The 20,523-nt window shown below is 34.6% G+C and carries 17 protein-coding genes and 2 tRNA genes; 1 reads left to right on the plus strand and 18 read right to left on the minus strand.

Going from position 1 to position 20,523, the window contains the following annotated elements; all coding sequences use genetic code 11:
* Nucleotides 1-101: 101 nt before the first annotated feature.
* From F5ESL0225_RS06415 to F5ESL0225_RS06425, 3 genes are all read right to left on the minus strand, one after another.
* Nucleotides 102-2,597 (minus strand): ATP-dependent Clp protease ATP-binding subunit, encoded by a 2,496-nt coding sequence (locus tag F5ESL0225_RS06415; protein WP_122022143.1) that lies wholly within the window; start codon nt 2,595-2,597, stop codon nt 102-104.
* A 583-nt stretch (nt 2,598-3,180) separates the two neighbouring features.
* Nucleotides 3,181-3,254: transfer RNA gene (locus F5ESL0225_RS06420), tRNA-Pro, on the minus strand.
* Nucleotides 3,255-3,297: 43 nt separating this feature from the next.
* Nucleotides 3,298-3,369, minus strand: a tRNA-Gly gene (locus tag F5ESL0225_RS06425).
* A 155-nt stretch (nt 3,370-3,524) separates the two neighbouring features.
* On the opposite strand from F5ESL0225_RS06425, the gene F5ESL0225_RS06430 reads away from it, so the two are divergent.
* Nucleotides 3,525-4,337: a DUF2785 domain-containing protein gene (locus F5ESL0225_RS06430; protein ID WP_122048095.1), complete on the plus strand. Its 813-nt coding sequence runs from the start codon at nt 3,525-3,527 to the stop codon at nt 4,335-4,337.
* A gap of 144 nt (nt 4,338-4,481) precedes the next feature.
* On the opposite strand, the gene F5ESL0225_RS08455 is transcribed toward F5ESL0225_RS06430, so the two are convergent.
* From F5ESL0225_RS08455 to mfd, 15 genes are all read right to left on the minus strand, one after another.
* Nucleotides 4,482-4,616, minus strand: coding sequence for a site-specific integrase (locus F5ESL0225_RS08455; protein WP_233551660.1), 135 nt, complete (start codon nt 4,614-4,616; stop codon nt 4,482-4,484).
* 190 nt (nt 4,617-4,806) lie between these two features.
* Nucleotides 4,807-4,971, minus strand: a complete 165-nt coding sequence (locus F5ESL0225_RS08365; RefSeq protein ID WP_158592404.1) for a hypothetical protein — start codon at nt 4,969-4,971, stop codon at nt 4,807-4,809.
* 21 nt (nt 4,972-4,992) lie between these two features.
* Complete coding sequence (locus F5ESL0225_RS06440) at nt 4,993-5,760, minus strand: ABC-2 family transporter protein (RefSeq protein WP_233554106.1); 768 nt, start codon at nt 5,758-5,760, stop codon at nt 4,993-4,995.
* Complete coding sequence (locus tag F5ESL0225_RS06445; protein ID WP_122048096.1) at nt 5,757-6,512, minus strand: ABC-2 family transporter protein; 756 nt, start codon at nt 6,510-6,512, stop codon at nt 5,757-5,759. Before F5ESL0225_RS06445 ends, F5ESL0225_RS06440 begins: the two co-directional genes overlap by 4 nt.
* A complete protein-coding gene (locus tag F5ESL0225_RS06450; protein ID WP_122022148.1) occupies nt 6,499-7,446 on the minus strand; it encodes an ATP-binding cassette domain-containing protein in 948 nt (315 codons plus the stop codon). The genes F5ESL0225_RS06445 and F5ESL0225_RS06450 overlap by 14 nt, the downstream gene beginning before the upstream one ends.
* 641 nt (nt 7,447-8,087) lie before the next feature.
* Nucleotides 8,088-9,626, minus strand: coding sequence for a lysine--tRNA ligase (gene lysS, locus F5ESL0225_RS06460; protein ID WP_122022149.1), 1,539 nt, complete (start codon nt 9,624-9,626; stop codon nt 8,088-8,090).
* A gap of 20 nt (nt 9,627-9,646) precedes the next feature.
* Nucleotides 9,647-10,669 carry a tRNA dihydrouridine synthase DusB gene (gene dusB / locus F5ESL0225_RS06465; RefSeq protein ID WP_122048097.1) on the minus strand — a complete coding sequence of 341 codons (1,023 nt, stop codon included), beginning with the start codon at nt 10,667-10,669 and terminating at the stop codon, nt 9,647-9,649.
* Between the two features lie 106 nt (nt 10,670-10,775).
* A complete protein-coding gene (locus F5ESL0225_RS06470; protein ID WP_122048098.1) occupies nt 10,776-11,399 on the minus strand; it encodes a histidine phosphatase family protein in 624 nt (207 codons plus the stop codon).
* A gap of 117 nt (nt 11,400-11,516) precedes the next feature.
* Nucleotides 11,517-12,383, minus strand: coding sequence for an Hsp33 family molecular chaperone HslO (gene hslO / locus F5ESL0225_RS06475; protein WP_122048099.1), 867 nt, complete (start codon nt 12,381-12,383; stop codon nt 11,517-11,519).
* Nucleotides 12,384-12,428: 45 nt separating this feature from the next.
* Complete coding sequence (ftsH, locus tag F5ESL0225_RS06480) at nt 12,429-14,609, minus strand: ATP-dependent zinc metalloprotease FtsH (RefSeq protein WP_122048100.1); 2,181 nt, start codon at nt 14,607-14,609, stop codon at nt 12,429-12,431.
* 86 nt (nt 14,610-14,695) lie between these two features.
* Nucleotides 14,696-15,955 (minus strand): tRNA lysidine(34) synthetase TilS, encoded by a 1,260-nt coding sequence (gene tilS, locus F5ESL0225_RS06485; protein ID WP_122022153.1) that lies wholly within the window; start codon nt 15,953-15,955, stop codon nt 14,696-14,698.
* Nucleotides 15,945-16,310 (minus strand): S1 RNA-binding domain-containing protein, encoded by a 366-nt coding sequence (locus F5ESL0225_RS06490; protein WP_122022154.1) that lies wholly within the window; start codon nt 16,308-16,310, stop codon nt 15,945-15,947. Before F5ESL0225_RS06490 ends, tilS begins: the two co-directional genes overlap by 11 nt.
* Nucleotides 16,307-16,693, minus strand: a complete 387-nt coding sequence (locus tag F5ESL0225_RS06495; protein ID WP_122022155.1) for a septum formation initiator family protein — start codon at nt 16,691-16,693, stop codon at nt 16,307-16,309. The genes F5ESL0225_RS06490 and F5ESL0225_RS06495 overlap by 4 nt, the downstream gene beginning before the upstream one ends.
* Nucleotides 16,694-16,772: 79 nt before the next feature.
* On the minus strand, nt 16,773-17,015 hold the full coding sequence (locus F5ESL0225_RS06500) for an RNA-binding S4 domain-containing protein (RefSeq protein ID WP_118896006.1): 243 nt from the start codon (nt 17,013-17,015) through the stop codon (nt 16,773-16,775).
* A 16-nt stretch (nt 17,016-17,031) separates the two neighbouring features.
* Nucleotides 17,032-20,523, minus strand: a complete 3,492-nt coding sequence (mfd, locus tag F5ESL0225_RS06505; RefSeq protein WP_122048101.1) for a transcription-repair coupling factor — start codon at nt 20,521-20,523, stop codon at nt 17,032-17,034.

Genomic DNA, 20,523 nt, shown 5'->3' on the forward strand with positions numbered 1-20,523 from the left:
TGTCCTTATTATTTTGCTGGACAATATATCAGCAAAATTCTGAAAATCAGCTTTTTAATCACGATTAAGTATAGCGAACAAATAATTAGATGTCAATGTTATTACTTAACATTGGCCAAATTATCTTTTGTTGTCCTAATTAAATCAAACTTCAATTTTTTCCTATTACATCCTATTTTCAAAGTATCACCACTTTGCAAGTCTCCCTCAATTAGCATTGAAGCAACTTGATCTTCAATATCTTTTTGAATTGCTCGCCGCAATGGTCTAGCACCCATTTCTGGATCATAACCATCTTGAGCAATTTTATCAAGAGCCGCAGGCGATATTTTAAGTTGAATCCCCTGTTTATTCAAACGTTCAATTAATTTACGCGTAAGTAAAGTTACCACTTGCCTTAATTGTTTTTGATCAAGTTCGTCAAAGATAATACTTTCATCAATTCGATTCAAAAATTCTGGTCTAAAAAATTGTTTTAGTGCTTCTTTTACCCGATCTTGACGTAATTTTACCTGGTTAGAATTATCAGCACTAAAACCAACAGCCTTGGTTTCAAAGATTGAGCGTGAACCCAGATTGGAGGTCATAATAATAATGGTATTTTTAAAATCAACTTTACGTCCCTTTGAATCGGTTAAAAAGCCATCATCAAGGACTTGCAATAGCAAATTAAATACATCAGGGTGCGCCTTTTCAACTTCATCTAATAAAACTACAGAATAAGGATGACGCCGAACTTGTTCAGACAACTGCCCACCTTCATCATAACCGACATACCCAGGAGCTGAACCAATCAATTTGCTACTAGCAATTTGATCCATATATTCTGACATATCGATTCGGATTAAATTGTTTTCTGAGCCAAAAACGGTAGCAGCAATAGCTTTAGCAAGTTCGGTTTTGCCTACACCAGTTGGCCCTAAGAAAAGAAATGAACCAATTGGACGATTCTCATCTTTAATACCACTACGGCTACGACGAACTGCCTTACTAATTGCCGAAACAGCCTTATCTTGACCAATAATTCGTTGGTGTAAATTATTTTCAAGATTAGCTAATTGTTTGGTTTCATTTCGACTCATTTGTGTTACTGGAACACCTGTCCAATTAGATACCACCTTGGCAATATCTTCGGGATGAACAATTGCCCCATTTTTCTCTGATTTTTTCATACGACTATAAATTTGATCTTGCCTTACTTGCAGACTATTTTGTCGTTCTTGTAATTGCGCTGCCTTCACAAAGTTTTGATTAACTGCAGCCTGATTCTTTTGTTCAATTACTTTTTTAAGTTGATCACTAATTTGAACTAATTGATTATTTGTACCTGTACCAGCTTTGATTTTAACAGATGCACTAGCTTCATCAATTAGATCAATTGCTTTATCAGGCAGATAACGATTAGAAATGTATCGACTAGACAAGTCAATTGCATTTTCTAACGCTGCCTTATCAATTTTAACATGATGAAATTTTTCATATTTAGGTTTTAACCCGGATAAAATAGCGAAAGTTTCTTGGCGTGATGGTTCAGTTAAACGTACAATCTGAAAGCGCCGAGCTAATGCTTGATCTTTTTCAACGTATTTTTGATATTCGTCAAAAGTTGTAGCACCAATCATTTGTAAATCACCGCGGGCCAACGATGGCTTTAAAATATTAGCAGCATCAATTGAACCTTCAGCACCACCTGCACCAATTAAGGTATGCATTTCATCCACAAAAAGAATGATTGTACCATCATTAGTAATTTCCTTAATAATTCTTTTGAGGCGGTCTTCAAATTCACCCCGATACTTCGTTCCAGCAACTAAGCCACCCAAATCTAAAGAAATCACTTGTTTATCCAATAAGTCATGCGGTACTTGCTTACTTACAATTGCAGTTGCGATTGCTTCTGCCACAGCCGTTTTCCCCACTCCTGGTTCACCAATCAAGACTGGATTATTTTTATTACGCCGGGACAAGATTTCGATTACGCGAGCAACTTCCCGATCACGCCCAATAACTGGATCAATTTGACCATTTTTTGCGCGCTCATTTAGATTTACTGATACTTGATCTAAGGTTGGAGTAGTACTGTTAGTTTTATCATTAGCCTCTACATTACCATAATTTGACCAGCCCTTGTCATCATTTTCATTCAAATCAAGCAGTTGGTCGTCTTCCCCTAAACTATGTAAAATATCATTTTTTAAGCCATCAATATCTACATTTAGATTGCGTAAAATTACTGACGCTAAAACTTGTTCATTAAAGACAAGTGCTAAAAGAATATGGCTAGTTTTAATTTTAGTAGCCCCTTCACGTCCTGCTAACGTAGCGGCATAGGCTAAAACCATAGTTAATCTAGGCGACATTTCCATATAAGTAGCTTTACCAGCTGAACCATAACCAGTATAGCGTTCGATTTCTTCACGAACTGCTGTTGAAGTTATTCCCCAAGATCTTAAGTCCTTGCCAGCTTCACCATCAGACTCAATTACCATCGCCAATAGCACATGTTCAGTACCAATTAAGCGATGGTGAAAATTTTGTGCTTGTTCACGTGCAATTTCTAAAACTTGATTTGCACTGTTAGTATAAGTTTTTTTCATCATAGCACCACCTTTATAAATGACGTGTATTCACTATATACTCTTTTGCTGAATTGTAAATTTTTTTGTTTCAAGAATATATTAGTTCACGTTAAACATCGCAATTATTATAGCAAAGACTGTACTGTGATGCTAACTTTCCTATCTCTTTCATTATGTTTACCATGTGTCTTACCGTAATCTTAAACAAATCGCTAACTATTCCTTTATAAGTCTTTTCCCGTGTTTGTTCTAGTGGCAAGAAAACAGCTTCACTAATTTATTTCAGTTTCTGTTAAACAAACAAAATTGAGCTCATATAACTTTAAAAATTATTCCAGAAGATAAATAAGCTTAGTCTGGTTCCACTGTTAAATTAACCCTTATTTAAATAAAAATTTAAACAATACAAACTAATAATCAACCTGTTAATAACTAAAAAAAACAGATACATGATAGCGGCCTATTTTAGGTAATTTTGTATCTTTATAAAATATGAAGTCTTTTAGCCTAATTTCAGGTAATTTCAAAAAAATCAGAAAAAAATAAAAATGCCTTAGAATCAACATTTGAAGCCAATTGAAACTAAGACAAATCTTCATTATCGGGAAAACAGGATTCGAACCTGCGACCTCTACGTCCCGAACGTAGCGCTCTACCAAACTGAGCTATTTCCCGTTTAATAAAAAAACTCACCTAAAGTGGTGAGTCTTTATTATAGAGCGGAAGACGGGATTCGAACCCGCGACCCCCACCATGGCAAGGTGATGTTCTACCACTGAACTACTTCCGCAAGACATCTATTATTATAGCAGACAGATATAGTTTTGCAACCCTTTTTTAAAAAATCTAACTAGCTAATTACTTTATAAAACAAAAGATTATTATATATTAGTAAAAATTAGGTATACTTTTTACCAAGTAATAATTAAAAAAGGGGGAAAAGCCATGCAAAATGAACTAGAAAATTTATTGCACTTACCAAAAAATCAACTATCCTTTACTGATCAACATGTATATATACTCTTAAATAATCTTGGTAGTATTGATCCACATCTTCGCGATAACCTTAGTTACAGTCTTTTAGCACGTGGTTTTCAGGAAAATTCCTTTAACAAAGAGCAACTTAGAATAATTATCGATTTTTTTATTAATAAAAAGACCTTGTTTCATCAAATTACTGAACCTGAGAATGATGCTGTTTTTTTGCGCACATTCACTGCCCTATTGGGAGCACTAATTTTGGCAATGGATAGCGACCAGACGGTTTTAACCAACGATGAACGGCAAACAATGTTCAACTGGAGTATTACATATTTAGAATTAGAAAAGGATTATCGCAGCTTTGTCAAAAATAAAGGTTGGGCGCATAGTATCGCACATGGTAGTGACTTTTTAGCTGCAACATTGCAACATCCCAAATTTATCATTCAAGACCAAATAGATCTTTTAAATTTAATCCGAACAATTTTTAACAATATGCAAACTACCTTTGTTGATGATGAAGAGAAACGCTTGGCTTATGCTTTTTTTCAAGGGCTTAAGACTCAAAAATTTTCTACTTCTACTTTTATTGAATTCATTAATGAATTTAATACTGAACGCTACCAAAAATTAGCCAATGACAATTTACTCGGCTGGCATCAATTGAGTACTTGGTTAGCAATGCTTCAAAGTTGGTATTTTCTCCTAGAAAAAAGGCCTGAATTACAAGTGCCAATTGCTAATTTAATTAAAAAATATTATGATGCTTATAAATAAACCTTGACCTATCAAAAAAACAGGTATGACAATGTCATATCTGTTTTTTGATAGGCTTATTTTAGCTAAGTTTTCTTCAACTTAACGTTAAATATCTTCAAGATGCTCTGGAAACATTATTAGGAAGAGTTTTTAGCCTGCTCATTAATCTTCAAACTGTATGAGCTGTTCTGGTTTCAGATCCTTAGTTACATCAACATATATACCTAAATTTGTTTGAATGTCCAAATGTCCTAAAGCTTCTTGAATAACTTTTATATTTATTCCAAATTCAATCAATCTAGTAGTAAATATATGCCGTAATGTATGACAACTAAAGTTAAGTAATAAATTTTTTACTTTATTTAATAGGATTTTTACTTAAAGCGTTGAAATTAGCATCCCTAATAAGGTGTATTAATACCATATCCAGTTTTGCCTAGCTTTTGAACAATCATAGAACACAAGTGCTTGACTACAGGCTCTTTATTTAAACTCTAACATTTTCACCTAATTCAGGATTACCTGACTTACATGACTTACGAATATAAGTTAGCTTTTCTTCTACATGATTAAAGAAAGCCAATTCATCTTTATTAAAAATAAACGATGGGGTTACATCTAGCTTAGTATGCTGTAATCTTGTACGTCCCATGTCACTCACTTACTTTAAAATTTAATTAGCCGAAACATACTTTTTTATTCCTAATCTCCATAAAAATCTAGAAATTACATAAAAAAGGACCAATAAAATCAAATAATAAATAAAATATGACTGTATTCCATATTTCAAAAATTCATTAGTGATATTCGTTGCTAATAATATAGGTATCACGAATACAAAAATATTTTGTATTATTTTAGGAAATATTTTTGTAGGCCGTGATGCAAAATTGAATAAATCTTCAACAACTCCACCTAATCCTACTAATCCGTTAAACCAAAATAAAAAAGTTAAACATATTTGATTCAAGACAAAAATCATCAAAGCAGTTGTAATTATTAAAATATTAACAACTATAAATTGAAATTGTGTTATTACTTCTTTATTTAGAAAAATGATTAGCAAAATATACGTAATTATAAAATTAAAAATACTTGGAATATCTATACCTCTAATTGCAGATAGCCAATACGAAGAACTAGGTCTGATTAGAATATAATCTAAATTACCTTCTAAGATATCATCATTTAGTTCTTCATGTCCTAATATAAAAAATATATTATAGACATATGTAGAAGAGTTAACAAAAGTTATTAAAATAAAATATTGATTTTCAGTCCAACCGGGAATACTCCGATTATCAGCATAATAAATATTTCCTGTTACTAATTCAATAATCAAAAATATCAAGGCTAAAACAAAAGTTATAATACTTGCTGTTCTATAAATCAAGAATTCTTCAATACTTTTTTTCCAGATTGTTTTACCAATTCTTATCATGCACCTACACCTTCATACTTTTTAATTCCTATTTTAAAAATATATTTTCTAAGGAAATTAAAACCAACTAGCCATAAAAAAACTACAAAAAAATATTTAATAATCGCATTATTATTGCCCCCACTAATTATCAACCTTGCAGGTACATCAGTAACCAAAGAAAAGGGATTATATTGCAGCCAACTATAAATTCTTTTATCCAGCATATTTAAGGGAAAGTACAATCCGCCCAGAAGTAAGTAAATTGCGTTTATGCCGTTACGTAAGGGCCACATATTAATAATCCAAAAACTTAATTCTCCAAGTAACAACATCAAGTTAAAAAACATAAAATTTGCAACTATAAAATAGAAAAACAAAAAAACAATTATAAGAAAATTGTTAGAGAGTATTACTAGTAAGACCAAATAGAATATTAGTATATAAAATTGCCTGCCAAAGCTATACAAAAAAATATACCAAAAAAGTGATATAGGTTTAGTTATATACATTGATAATCTTCCAGAACTGATTAAACCCGCTAAATAATAAAGTGGAGTAGTTGTAAATATCAAGGCAGTTGTATTAGTAAGAATCAAATATCTGGCCATGTTTATAAAATCAGAATGTGGTAGTAATAAATTCCATATCCATAAAGATACTGCCAAGTTAGCTACCTGTAATATTATTGTAAGGATTATATTAGAGCGAAAGACCAAATTATCCTTCATCCCTAAATATAAAACAGGCATATATTTTTCAATTTTTTTCATTAGCTTTATCCCATTCTTTATATATTGATAAAACCAAATCTTCGATTGTCATTCCTTGCCGATTAATAGATATTATGTTTTGCTCTCCTACACTATCAATTTCATTCTGTAATTCTGAAATTGATAGTACTTTTTCTTTAGAAACCATATTGTTATTTGGATCCAAGAATTTAACTTTAAATTTTTGATGATCGTTTATATCCACTGGTAACGAATTTAAAGATCCATCAAAAATAATGTGTCCTTGAGCTAAAATAAGTAATCGCTTAGAAATCGCTTCAATATCACGTAAATTATGTGACGTAAATATAATCGTAGTTTGATTTACCCTATTTTCTTCAAGTAAAAAATCATATATATTTTTTTGAGTCCCTATATCCAAGCCTAAAGTAGGTTCATCTAAAAATAAGTATTTAGGTGAATGAATAAGTGTACATAGCAACTCACATTTTACCCGCTGACCTAAAGATAATTTTCGAACAGGGATTTTAATGATATCTTTTAAATTCAACACTTTTATTAAATAATTTAATCTTTTTTCATAATCTTCATCATTTAATTGATAAATCGCACTGAGCATATTAAAAGTATCTATAGGTGGCAAGTTCCAAGAAAGCTGGGTCTTTTGGCCAAACATTACACCAATATTTTGATAAAATGATCTCCGGTGCAAAGCTGGATTCATATTATCAACCCTAATATCGCCTTCAGTTGGTTCTATTATCCCCGTTAATAATTTTGCAAAAGTAGTTTTCCCTGCCCCGTTAGGTCCAATCAATCCTATTAATTCACCATCAGGAATGTTTAAATTTAATGTATCAATTGCCCGCTTTTTTTGATTCTTGCGTTTAAAAAAGTCGTGCACTGAACCCATTAACCCAGGATTTTTTTCAAATGTTACATAATCGAATGAAACATTATCTAGTCTGATCATTTTTCCTCACTCATTTCATCAATAATTAATATTATACTCATATTATTCTTAATGTGAACATTTTAGATAGCCTATTTTTAAAAATTACTTTTTATTTCACAAAAAGTGAACATAAAGCCCACCATTAAGCCTTTTTGGCACTCTCAAAATCTTAATTTCAACTACTAAAATCACTTTGTGTGCCTATTTAAAATAATTTTTTGTTTAAAAACGAGTAAAAAGCCTATCAAATTAATCCTTTTAAGTACTAATCTGATAGGCTTCAATTAATTTTAAGCATAAAAATATGATGGAAAAACGAAATCATCTACATGAGTTGATTCTATCTTATATACTTTTTCCCGTAATCTTTTCTTCTTCATCATCACCAAATAAAGAAAGCTGTTGATTAACGACTGGACTTGAATCATGGCTTGTAGCAATTAATTTCTTTAAGACATAATCGTTAAAGTTAAACTACAAAATATTTAAAGAAATTACTCTCAAACGGATCATCTATCAAATCAATCCTCTTTGGCCTTTTTTTGCATTTGTTATGCACTGTTTTGCTATTTAAACACCTTATAAAATTATTGTAATTATATTTTATAAAAAAATCTCATATCTATGTTTAAAAACATAAATATGAGATTTGATTTTCGTCAGCCTTTTTTAGCTAAATCAGCCTTAACTTCTGCTTCGACGCTTTCAATATGCTCTGGACGCATTGTTGGGAAGAGTAGTACATCCCTAATTGCTGGAGCATCAGTTAAAAGCATTACTAAGCGATCAATCCCGATACCTAGACCACCAGTTGGTGGCATACCATATTCCATAGCTCGCAAGTAGTCCTCATCAATCATATCAGCTTCATCATTACCGGCTTCTCGCTCAGCCATTTGGGCTTCAAATCTTTCTCTTTGATCATCAGGATCATTTAATTCTGAAAAGGCATTACCATATTCTTCACCCATAATGTAAATTTCAAAACGATCAGTAAAACGAGGATCATCGGCATTCTTCTTGGCAAGTGGCGATATTTCAACTGGATGACCATAAACAAAAGTTGGATCAACAATTGTTTCTTCACAGTATTTTTCAAAGAAGGCATTAATAATGTGACCAACTTTCCAAAAACTTTCAACCTGAATGTTATGCTCATTAGCTATTTGAATAGCATCTTCAATGCTCATCTTTTGCCAGAAGTCAACTCCAGTTTTTTCTTTAATTAAATCAACCATGTGAACCCGACGGAATGGCTTACCTAAGTCAATCTCAGTTCCCTGATAAGTAACCTTACCGTCATCTGTAACCACATTAGCAGCCGCACGAATAATTCCTTCTGCTTCATCCATCACATCATGAAAATCCCAATATGCGGCGTACGTTTCCAGTTCAGTAAATTCTGGATTATGATGGGTATCTAAACCTTCATTTCTAAATACACGGCCAATTTCATAAACTCGCTCCATATCACCAACAATTAAACGTTTAAGTGGTAATTCAAGCGCGATTCTCATATATAAATCAATATCTAATGCATTGTGATGTGAAATAAATGGACGCGCTTCAGCACCGCCAGGAATATTATGTAAAACTGGCGTTTCAACTTCTAAAAATTCTTTTTGGTTTAAGAAATCGCGAATTGCTTGAATAATCTTAGTCCGGTTAACAAAACGTTCATAACTTGCACGATTAGAAATAAGATCAAGATAACGCTGACGATAAATTTGCTCAACGTCTTTTAAGCCATGATATTTATCTGGTAATGGTCTTAGTGCCTTAGATAAGAAGGTAATATGCGTGGCACGGATTGTTAATTCACCGGTGTCAGTCTTCATAACTTCACCGTCAATGCCTAAGAAATCACCAATATCTGACTTTTTAAATATTTGATAATTTTCTTCACCAACTGCATCTTTACGTACATAAATTTGAATTTTACCAGTTCGATCGTACAAATCTGCAAAACCAACTTTACCTTTTCCTCTTTTAGCCAACATACGACCTGCAATTTTAGTCTTTGGCAATTCAGCATTTAATTCGTCTTTGTCAGTATTAGCATACTTTTCATTCAAAGTTCGGGCTAAATCTGCTCGAGCAAATTTTCTCATACCAAATGGTTCAATCCCATTATCACGTAGCTCTTCCATTTTTTGGCGACGAACAATTAACTGATCATTCATTTCATTTTTAGCCAATTACTTTTCCTCCATTATATTTATAGCTTAATTTCATTTTTGACCGCTTTTTGCGCATGCCATTTTTCATATTCTGTCACAAAATTATCAAGCAAATCATAGACTTCTTGGGCAGTCCAAACTTCATTTATTTTAGCACGAGTTCGGGCTGAACGGGGAACTCCTTTTAGATAATAGGCAGCTTGCTGTCTAAATTCTGGAACTGCAATTTTTTCTCCCTTTAGTTCGACTAACCCCTTAAGCTGATGCTTAGCTGTCTCAACACGCTCTCCTACTGTCTGTTCGGATAGTTTTTCACCCGTTTCTAAGTAATGCACCATATCTTTTAGAATCCAAGGATTACCAAGTGCTGCTCGTCCGACCATGACCGCAGTACAACCAATTTCATTCAGGGCTTTTTGAGCTAACTCAGGTGTAGTAATGTCACCATTAGCTACAAAGGGTACATCTAGTACCTGAGCTACATCATGCAAAGTCTCCCAGTCTGCTTCACCTGCATACATCTGCTTGCGGGTCCGACCATGCATCGCAATCATACTGGCACCAGCTTCTTGGGCAGCTAAAGCATTTTCAACCGCAAAAATATGCTTCCGATCCCAACCAATTCTCATTTTAATTGAAACTGGTTTAGAAACAATTTGCACAACTTTATGCACCATTTGATAAATTTTATTGGCATCAAGCAACCATTTTGATCCAGCATCAGTTTTAGTTACCTTAGGTACCGGACACCCCATATTAATATCAATAATGTCAGCAGCAGTGTGTTGGTCAATATACTGCGCTGCTTCCAGGAGTGTTGCTTCAGTACCGCCAAAAATCTGAATACTCATCGGATGTTCACGCGGATCAACTTTCATCATCGACATCGTCTTTTTATTACGATAAATTATACCGTGATCAGAAATCATTTCACATACAACTAGTCCTGCCCCAAATTCTTTACAAATCATTCTGAAGGCAGAATTAGAAACTCCTGCCATTGGAGCGACTACCACGCGGTTGGGAATGGTTAAATCACCAATTTTCCAGCTATTGTCCACACAATCATCCTTTCAAATACTCTAATATCATAACAAAAACAAACCCCTAAAGAAAATTTCATTGTAGCATTAATTAAAAAATACTATAGAAGGGCTTTTTTACCAATTAATCAGAGAAGAAATCACTTGGTGCCACCCGATTATAATAACGTAAAAAGGGCTGCTTACTATGATCAGCAACAGAAATTCTGGTAACACTTGCATTTTTAGCTTCACCAATTATTGCAATGTTAGGCGTATGCAATATGTTTTGAACTAATGCCCTTGAAGCTGTGCCATGAAATACCAAAAGTACTGTTTCATTGACATGTCTGTGTACAAGATCTTGCCAAAATTCCATCAAGCGCTCATTTAAATGCTGATAGCTTTCACCCGAACAGAAATTAGTATAATTTTCTGTAAAATAGCCTAACTCGTCAAATGCTTCGGGGTACTTGGCAAGTAGTTCTTGAGCTGGTTTCCCATCCCAATTGCCGTAGTCAATCTCTTTTAAGCGGTCATCGTAAATAATATCGTGCTTGCCACAATCTAAAATTTCAGCTGTCTGCTTTGCACGAATTAAAGGGCTAGCATAGACGTAGTCAATTTTTTCTATATCAAAACTATCTCCTAAAGCTGTAACTTGTTTAATTCCTGTTTCATTCAGAGGTAAATTAGTACCGGCACCATTAATGGCAAAAGTTTTATTAGTATCAGTTTGGCCATGCCGTACAATATAAACATTTAGCATTGGGCTGATCCTCGCTTTCTTATTTAGATTAACTCTTTTATTATAATAAAAACCATACGATATCGCATCTCTATTTTTATTAACATGCAACTATACTTTAAAATATTGTGCTTTTATTTATTGAATAATATCCCTTAATTCTTTTTCAGTAAATTGATATTTATTGCCGCAAAAATTGCACGTTAATTCAGCACCATGGTCTTCTTTAATCATCGTTTCAATTTGACTTGTTTTTAATGTTGCCAGAATCTGACGATATTTTTCCTTTGAGCAGTCACATTTATAAGTAACATTTTCCCTAGTCAATATTTTACAATCATTCCCTAAAATTGATTCTGCCAATTCCTCTGGTGTCATTCCAGCCAAAAAAGCGGTTGACAAAGCTGGTAAATGATCAATTCGCTCAATAGTTTTTGTAATCAGACTATCACTTGCCCCAGGCAATGCTTGAAGCATAAATCCACTTGCTTCACCAATTGTATTATTAGGATTAACAAAAACTGAAAGCCCTACTGCAGAAGGAATTTGTTCTGACTTGGTTAAATAATAGGCAATATCTTCCGCAATTTCACCAGATACAATAGGAACTTGCCCAGTATAGGGTTCTTTTAACCCTAAGTCCTTTGTCACTTCAAGCCATCCTTGACCAACTGCCTTTTTAACATCAATATGCCCACCCTCTTTAGCAGGCAAAGCGATATGCGGATTTTTTACATACCCCTTAACAGTTAAGTCAGATTTAGCTGTAACAATTGTAGGCCCAACGGGACCATTGCCAAGTAAGCGAATTGTTAGTTCTTCCTGATCCGTTAATTGAGCTCCTGCAAGTAATTCACCTGCAAGTAAAGTTCGTCCTAAAACAGCAGAAGCGGCTGACCAAGTATTATGTCTAGTCTGTGCTTCTTGCACTAAATTTTTAGCCGAAATGGTTAATAACCGTAGATTTTTTGTTTTGTCAATTGCTTTAATTAAATAATCGCTCATTGTATTCTCCTAAAAAAATAGAGCCTAACTAGGCCCTATTTGTAATTAGTCTTGCGGATGATCATCCGAAGCCTTTTTATTTTCATTTTTATCAGTTTTTGCAACTGACTCAGACTTATTAGAATCAGACTCCTTAGACTCAAGTGAAGATTTGGCTTTCACCGGATTTTCAGGATTTCTTGCTTCTACTTCTTGGTTTTTTTGTGCGGGAGTTTCCGACTTACCATCAGCCATAATTTCCTTATGATTGTCTTTCTTCTCAGCCGCAGCTTTAGCTTCCTCATAAGTTAAAACTTTAGATTCGCTAGGATATTCTTGCTCAGTCTTTTCTGGCATCTTACCAGTGGTATAGAGTGCCATAATTTGCTTTTCATCTAACGTTTCATATTTAAGTAATGCTTCAGCAATAATGCGGTGTTTTTCACGATTATTCTTTACAATCTCAACCGCCTGAGTATGAGCTTCATCAAGTATTTCTCTGACTGCTTCATCAATTTTAGCCGAAGTAGCCTCACTATACGGCTTTAAGCCATATGGATTGGTTTCACCCTCTTTTTCTAATTCAACCATTCCTAAAGAATCAGTCATACCATAATTAACTACCATACTATGAGCAATTGCAGTTGCTTGTTCAAAGTCATTCGATGCTCCAGTTGATTGATCACCTACAACAACTTCTTCACCGGCACGTCCACCCATTAAACCAACAATTTGTTCCATTAATTGCTTTTTAGTCAGAAGGAATTGATCATCTTTAGGCATCATTAAATTATAACCACCAGTACGACCATGGGGAACAATAGTAACCTTGCGTACAGTACGTGAATCGCTTAAAACCAAACCACAAATTGAGTGCCCCGCTTCATGAAAGGCAACTCGTTGTCTTTCTTTTTGTGAAATCATACTATTACGCTTAGCTGGACCAGCAATAACACGATCTTCAGCTTCATCTAAATCAAGAGCAGTAATTTCTGATCCATTACGTCTAGCAGCTAATAAAGCAGCTTCATTTAATAGGTTAGCTAAATCAGCACCAACAAAACCTGGGGTTTGCCGGGCGATTTCTTTTAAATCAACATCATCTGCAAGTGGCATGTTTTTAGCATGTACCCGCAAAATTGCTTCACGTCCACGTACATCTGGTGAACCCACTAAAATCTTACGGTCAAAACGACCAGGTCGCAATAACGCTGGGTCTAAAACATCTGACCGGTTAGTGGCAGCAATAACAATTACGCCTTCATTTCCTTCGAAACCATCCATTTCCACTAACAACTGGTTTAAAGTCTGTTCGCGTTCATCATTACCACCACCACTGGCATTACTACCACGGCGACGACCAATCGCATCAATTTCATCAATAAAAATGATACTTGGGGCATTCTTTTTCGCATTAGTAAATAAATCACGCACACGACTGGCCCCAACCCCAACAAACATTTCCACAAAATCAGAACCTGAAATTGAAAAGAACGGCACATTGGCTTCACCCGCTACAGCACGGGCTAACAAAGTTTTACCCGTACCTGGAGGACCCTCTAATAAAACTCCAGATGGGATTTTTGCTCCAAGTTTAGTGAACTTAGCTGGATTTTTTAAAAATTCAACTACTTCAACTAACTCTTGCTTTTCTTCTTCTTCACCTGCAACGTCAGAGAAACGAATTTTATTTTTCTTTGGATCCTCTGGTTTAACATGTGAGCGACCGAAATTCATAATTCCGCCATTGCCACCTCGACCACCGCCACTTTGGCTAATCATCATCCAAAGTAAAACGATAAAGAGAATTGTCGGCACTAGCATTACAATAGTAGAAATCCAGTTACCAGATTGTGACTCACCCTGAGTGGTCATTTTTGTACCATTTTGTTGAGCTAAATCTTGTATTTTAGACACACTTGAATCATTCTGAAGCATAGTTGTAGAAAAGTGATCTACTTTTGCAACAGATTTATCATTAAAAAAATCAAAACTTGATTTTTCTTTACTATTTTGTGCTTCCTTATAGCTTCCTGAAATCGTATACACACCATTGGCAGGCTGAACGTTAAAACTTTTAACTTTACCTTGATCTAAATCTTTTACAAATTCTGAATAGCTAATATTTTCACTACCACCAGAACTATTAGATCCACCAAGTGCCCAGTTGATTCCTGCTACTAACAAAAGGAAAACAACTAAATAGAACAAACCATTTGAAAACAGCCGATTCCGGTTATTCTTCATAAAAAACCTCCGCAAAGTTTCTATAGATACACGAATAAAAGTTTATCACAAATTTCACTAATGCTCTATCTTTTTAAAATTTCTTATCAATTGATCGCATATATGTAATATTTTTGTTCATTTTCACTAACCAACTGATTGTGATACGTATGTTCCACGTATACAGTAACACCATTTGCATATACGCTTAAACAATATGGCCGTAATAAGTTAGGGATACTGTTTTCCGCAAACTTTTTTTTACTTAGCACATGATGGCCATTCTTTAAAGGCAATTTTTTACCTTGAGCTAAAAGTCCTACACTAAATTTAGCTTTAGCTGGCGCTTTAAAGCAATCAATTAAAGTTCCATGTTCCGGTTTGCTTCTACTAATTATGAAGCGGCGCTGATTAAAGGAAAACTCATAATCGATCTTAATCGATTTGCTCTTTTCTAATACTGGTAGCTTGTTTTTGCATAAATAAAAATAGCCTTGGTAACTAATAAGTTTAAAGCCAGATAAGTTTTCATTAACACGTCTATGCCAAGTGCGCCAAATAAAATATTGCCAATAAGAAATTTGTTCTGCCCTAGACAAAGTGGATAAAGTACTTATCGGTAAGCGATATGATACCCCAACAAAAGGTTCTGGCTGTACTAATTGATCAAATCGATGGGCAACTAATGAAAGCAATAAATTAATTTGGTTACTAAATCGCAACGCATTACGTCCAATTAATGGATTCTCTTTTTTTAAAAGCGGAACAACATTATGACGTAAGCGATTCCGTAAAACATCATCCTGGTCATTAGTTTGATCAATCACAAAAGGAATATGATTAGCCTTATCATAGGCGAATAAAGCCGCCTTTTCCATTGATAACAAGGGCCTCAATAACAGAAATTCTTGAAAATGACTTATAGCCTGCAAATTATTCATTTCACTTGGATTCCCTGAACGAATAAATTTAAGCAAAATATTTTCTATTAAATCGTCCAAATGATGCGCTGTTAGCAAATAATCAGCATGTCTAGCCCTAGCTGTTCGTAACAAAAATGAATAGCGGTACGCACGGGCAGCTGCCTCTATGCCTTTTTCCGGATGCATTTCAACTGGCCAATACTCATTTACTACTGCAATTTCTTTATTTTGGCAATAGTTATTAATTACCTCAATTTCACGATGAGCATCAGGTCTTAATTGGTGGTCTAGATGTGCCGCAACTAATCTAAAATTATACTTACCCCTTAATTTATAGAGCATATCCAGTAATGCCATTGAATCTGGCCCACCACTTGTGGCGACAACTAAAGTTTTAGCAGATAAAGAAATTTTTCTTTGATTAAAAAAATTTTCAATTTGCATAGATAACCAGTTCTTGTTCTAATTTTTTGATTTCTGTCTGGCTATTACTTACGGTCTCAGCCAAAACAGATAAAAAATTTTCCTTTTTTGTTTGCAAAAAATCATTGGTCTGATCAATCAGCTGTGAATCATTTACCCGCATTTTTGACAGACTTATTTTCCCGCGATAATTGTGGATAACAACCACCCTTATAGCTTGACCACTGTGATAATTTTGCCGTTCGTGTAACCAGTTAGCCCCAAAATCTTTATGATGAATCAGTCCAAACTTGTTTTTGGGTAGTGTCACAAATATACCCAAATCTGTAATTTTATTGATCACACCTGTAATACGCTGTCCTACTTGATACTTCATTGATCCTTATTTTTTTCCTCAGGTAAATTATAAATTGTTTCATTTGGCTTAGAGTATAAAAATTTAAAACGAACCAATTTAGCTACATAATCTGAATCTTTCAAGTTATCTCGTTTAATCGATAAACTACGTTTTTGCTCATTAAGTTCGCTAAGTGTTTGCTTAGAGGTCTGCACTTGATCATTTATTTGCTTTGTTTGCATATACGTATGCATTATTTGCATACCCAACAACACAAATAAAATCACAAAACCACCAGCAATTAGCCTACGCCGAACTCGATGAACATGTTTTATATATTTTTCACGCTGCCGCTGCTTTTTTACTAGAAGAGCTAGTTGCTCCTTTTCACCTGGCGAATTGTAAATACGTGGTCCTTTCATGGCTTTCCCCTATATAAATTAAATTGATCCTAATTCAATTATAACAATGACTAAAATAAATGTCATATATCTAAGTTGCTTAATCAACTAATTCATAAAGTTCACTTGCTTCAGCTTTTTTAGTTGTTTCTCGAATAGCACACACTTTTGCTTTAACTGTTCTGGAACCATAACCAACCTCAATCAGGTCACCAAGTTTTACCTCGTAACTTGACTTCACTACTTTATCGTTTACCCTAATTCGTCCTTGATCAGCCATTTCTTTAGCAATTGGCCGTCTTTTAACTAAACGGGAAACTTTCAAAAATTTATCAATTCTCATTGTTCTGCCTCAATTCTTATCTTTGAATAATATCACTTGCTGCACTCATAAATTTAATTAGTTCATTAATCAACTGTCTCTTAGACATATTATCTAAAAGCGTCAACAGCACAACCAAGTGCTTTTGTGGATTTAAATTAATTTTGACTTTTAAGGAAACATGTTCTAAAGCTTTAAAAATATTAGGTCCAGTCAATTCTTTACTAGCTGAAACATCAAATTCAACTTTTATTTGTTGCTTTACTCTAATAATACTCAACACTTGGGCTAAGTCAGCTTCAAGTTTTAAATTTGAAATTGCCAAAAGATTTTCAACTGGTTCAGGATAATCACCAAAACGATCAATTAATTCATCCTGGATTTCCTGAATTTCATCAAAATTAGCAGCCTTGATTTTTTTATAAAATTCGATTTTTTCTTCTTGGTCACTAATATAACTTTCGGGAATATAAGCTTCAAAATCTAGCTCAATTTCCGCATTACTCTTTTTGACTTTATGCTTACCCCTGCGGTTATCAATTGCATCGCTGAGCATCTGTGAATATAAATCATACCCTACGCTGTCAATAAAGCCATGTTGCTGTGCTCCAAGCATATTGCCAGCACCCCGAATTGACAAATCACGCATTGCTATTTTAAAGCCTGAACCTAATTCAGTAAAATCACGAATCGCTTCTAAGCGCTTTTCACCCACTTCAGTTAACACTCGATTAGGCTGATATAAGAAATAGGCATAAGCCAACCTTGCACTACGCCCGATTCGTCCGCGCAACTGATAAAGCTGACTTAAACCATAATGGTCGGCATTTTCAATGACCATCGTATTTACATTAGGCATATCAATACCTGTTTCAATAATTGTAGTTGTGACCAAAATATCAAATTCGCGATTTAAAAAGCGATATAAAATATCCTCCATCTGATTTTTGCTCATTCGACCATGTACGCTAGCAATTCGAGCCGTAGGCAATAGCTCTTGTAACCTGACTACCACATCATCAATATCACCAATTCGATTGTGTAAATAAAAGACTTGCCCATCGCGTTGCATTTCACGCAAGCAGGCATCCTTGACCACGCTTGGCAATTCCTCCATGACATAAGTTTGAATTGGAAAACGGTTAGAAGGCGGTGTTTCCATCACCGAAAGATCACGTACACCAACCATTGACATATGTAGGGTCCTTGGAATTGGCGTAGCTGTTAGTGTTAATACATCAATATTAGCTTTTAGTTCTTTTAGACGTTCTTTGTGCTTAACGCCAAATCGTTGTTCTTCATCAACAATTAGCAGTCCCAAGTCTTTAAACTGCACATCTTTAGATAAAAGTCGGTGCGTACCTACAACTAAATCAAGCTTACCCGCCTGAAGTTCAGCAATAATTTTTTGGGTTTCACTTGCAGTTTGAAACCTTGATAAGACTGCATAATTAACTGGAAAGTTTTTAAATCGATCTTGAATTGTTTCAAAGTGTTGTTGAGCCAGAATAGTTGTTGGCACTAAAAAAGCCACTTGCTTACCACTTTCAATCGCTTTAAAGGCAGCCCGTAATGCCACTTCAGTTTTACCAAAACCTACATCACCAACTAATAAACGATCCATTGGTTTCTCTTGTTCCATATCATGCTTGATTTCTTTAGTCGAGCGTAACTGGTCAGCTGTTTCAACATAAGGAAAAGCAGCTTCAAACTGCTGTTGTAATTCATCATCCGGAGCAAAAGCAAAACCTTTTTCTGCTTCACGTTTTGCATAAAGTTCAATCAGGTCATCTGCAATATCTTCAACTTTAGACTGAACTTTACGCTTGGTATTAGCCCATTCACTGCCACCTAATTTATTAATATGCGGCTGCTTTCCTTCTGAAGCAACATACTTTTGCACCAACTTTAATTGATCAGCTGGAACAAATAACTGATCACCATGTTGATAAGTTATAGTAATATAATCGCGCTTAATTCCTTGGTTTTCTAGCGTCTTAATTCCTTCAAAACGGCCAATCCCGTGATTGACGTGCACAACATAATCGCCTGGTTTTAACTCAGTATAATTACGTAAACGCTGTGCATTTTCTAATGTTTTAATTTTTGAGGGTTGGTGAGTGGGTTTATTAAATAATTCTTGTTCAGTTAAATAAACTAACTTACTATTAGGTAAAGAAAAGCCACGCATAAATGAGCCAACAATTATTTGCGTTTGTTGCTCAATTAACTGATCAGCTTCAACTATGGGAACATTTAAACCAAATTCAGCTAAAGTCTGCTTAATTTGCTGTGCTCTTTGAATATTATCTGCTTGCAAGATAACCGTTTGTTTCTTTTTTTGATAAGACTCAATTTCAGTTTTCAACAGCGGCATCTGACTAAAGAACTCTTGAGGCTGTCTAGTTTGCCAATCAAGGAGTTGCCCTAACCGAACTCGACCAATACTCCTTTGAAAAGGGGAAAAATATACATGATGGTGCCCGTCTATAGCCCAATTTTTATAAAAATCACTGCGCACTACTTGCCCTGGCAACATTGCACCGGTCTTCAATTCGTCAGCAATAAAGTCTGCATTTTGCTGATCTACTGTTTTAATTGACTGATTAATTAAAGACCAATCATCCAATACAATTAAGCCATCTTTAGTTAGATAATCTAAAATGCTACTTGAATTAGAAAGTAAGAAGTCAATTAGAAAAGAATAGTTCTGGGGTAAATTATTATCATTCAAATTCGCTAAAATTGAAGTAAAATGATTTTCCACTTCTTCTTTCGGTGCTGGAGCATCGGCCATTGCAACTTCAATTTGCTTAACTGCACTTTTAAAGTTATGTGCAGTAAAAACATGATCCTGCGCTGGTCCTACTGTTAAAGCCTTAATTTCTTTTTGACTACGCTGACTAGCTAAATCTAATTCGCGCATAGTATCAATTTGATCACCAAAGAATTCGATTCTAACTGGATTTTCACGATCTAGAGGATAAATATCTAAAATGTCACCTCGTAAAGCAAATTCTCCTGGTTTAGCTACTAAATTTTCCCGTCGATACCCTGAACTAACCAACCAACTTGTTAAATCAGCTAAATCGTACTCAGCTTCAGCCCTAAATTCTTGCCTTACAGCTTGATATTCTTTAGGATTAGACAATTTGTATTGCATCCCTTGTGGGGTAGTTAGCACAATTCCTTGTTCACCAGTTAATAAAAAGTTAAGTGCTTGTATTCGACTACTCAGTTCATCCGGTGAGCTAACTGCTGCTTGGGTAGCAATCGTTGCATTCAATGGAAAAAGCTGTACTCTACCATCTGGCATTAACTGCTTTAATTCACCATAGAGCTTTTGCACCTTGTTTTCATTCTCTTCAATTAAAATTATTGGTCGGTCAAGCTCACTTACTAGCTGACATAAAAGTACACTAAAAGCACCAGCATTGGCACCGGTGATGAGTGAATTTTTCACATTAACTGTTTTAGCTATAAAATTAGTTAATTCTTGATCTTTTTCAATTAAATTAGTTAAACGCAT

Source organism: Lactobacillus sp. ESL0225, assembly GCF_003692905.1.
GTDB classification, from domain to species: Bacteria; Bacillota; Bacilli; order Lactobacillales; family Lactobacillaceae; genus Lactobacillus; species Lactobacillus bombicola.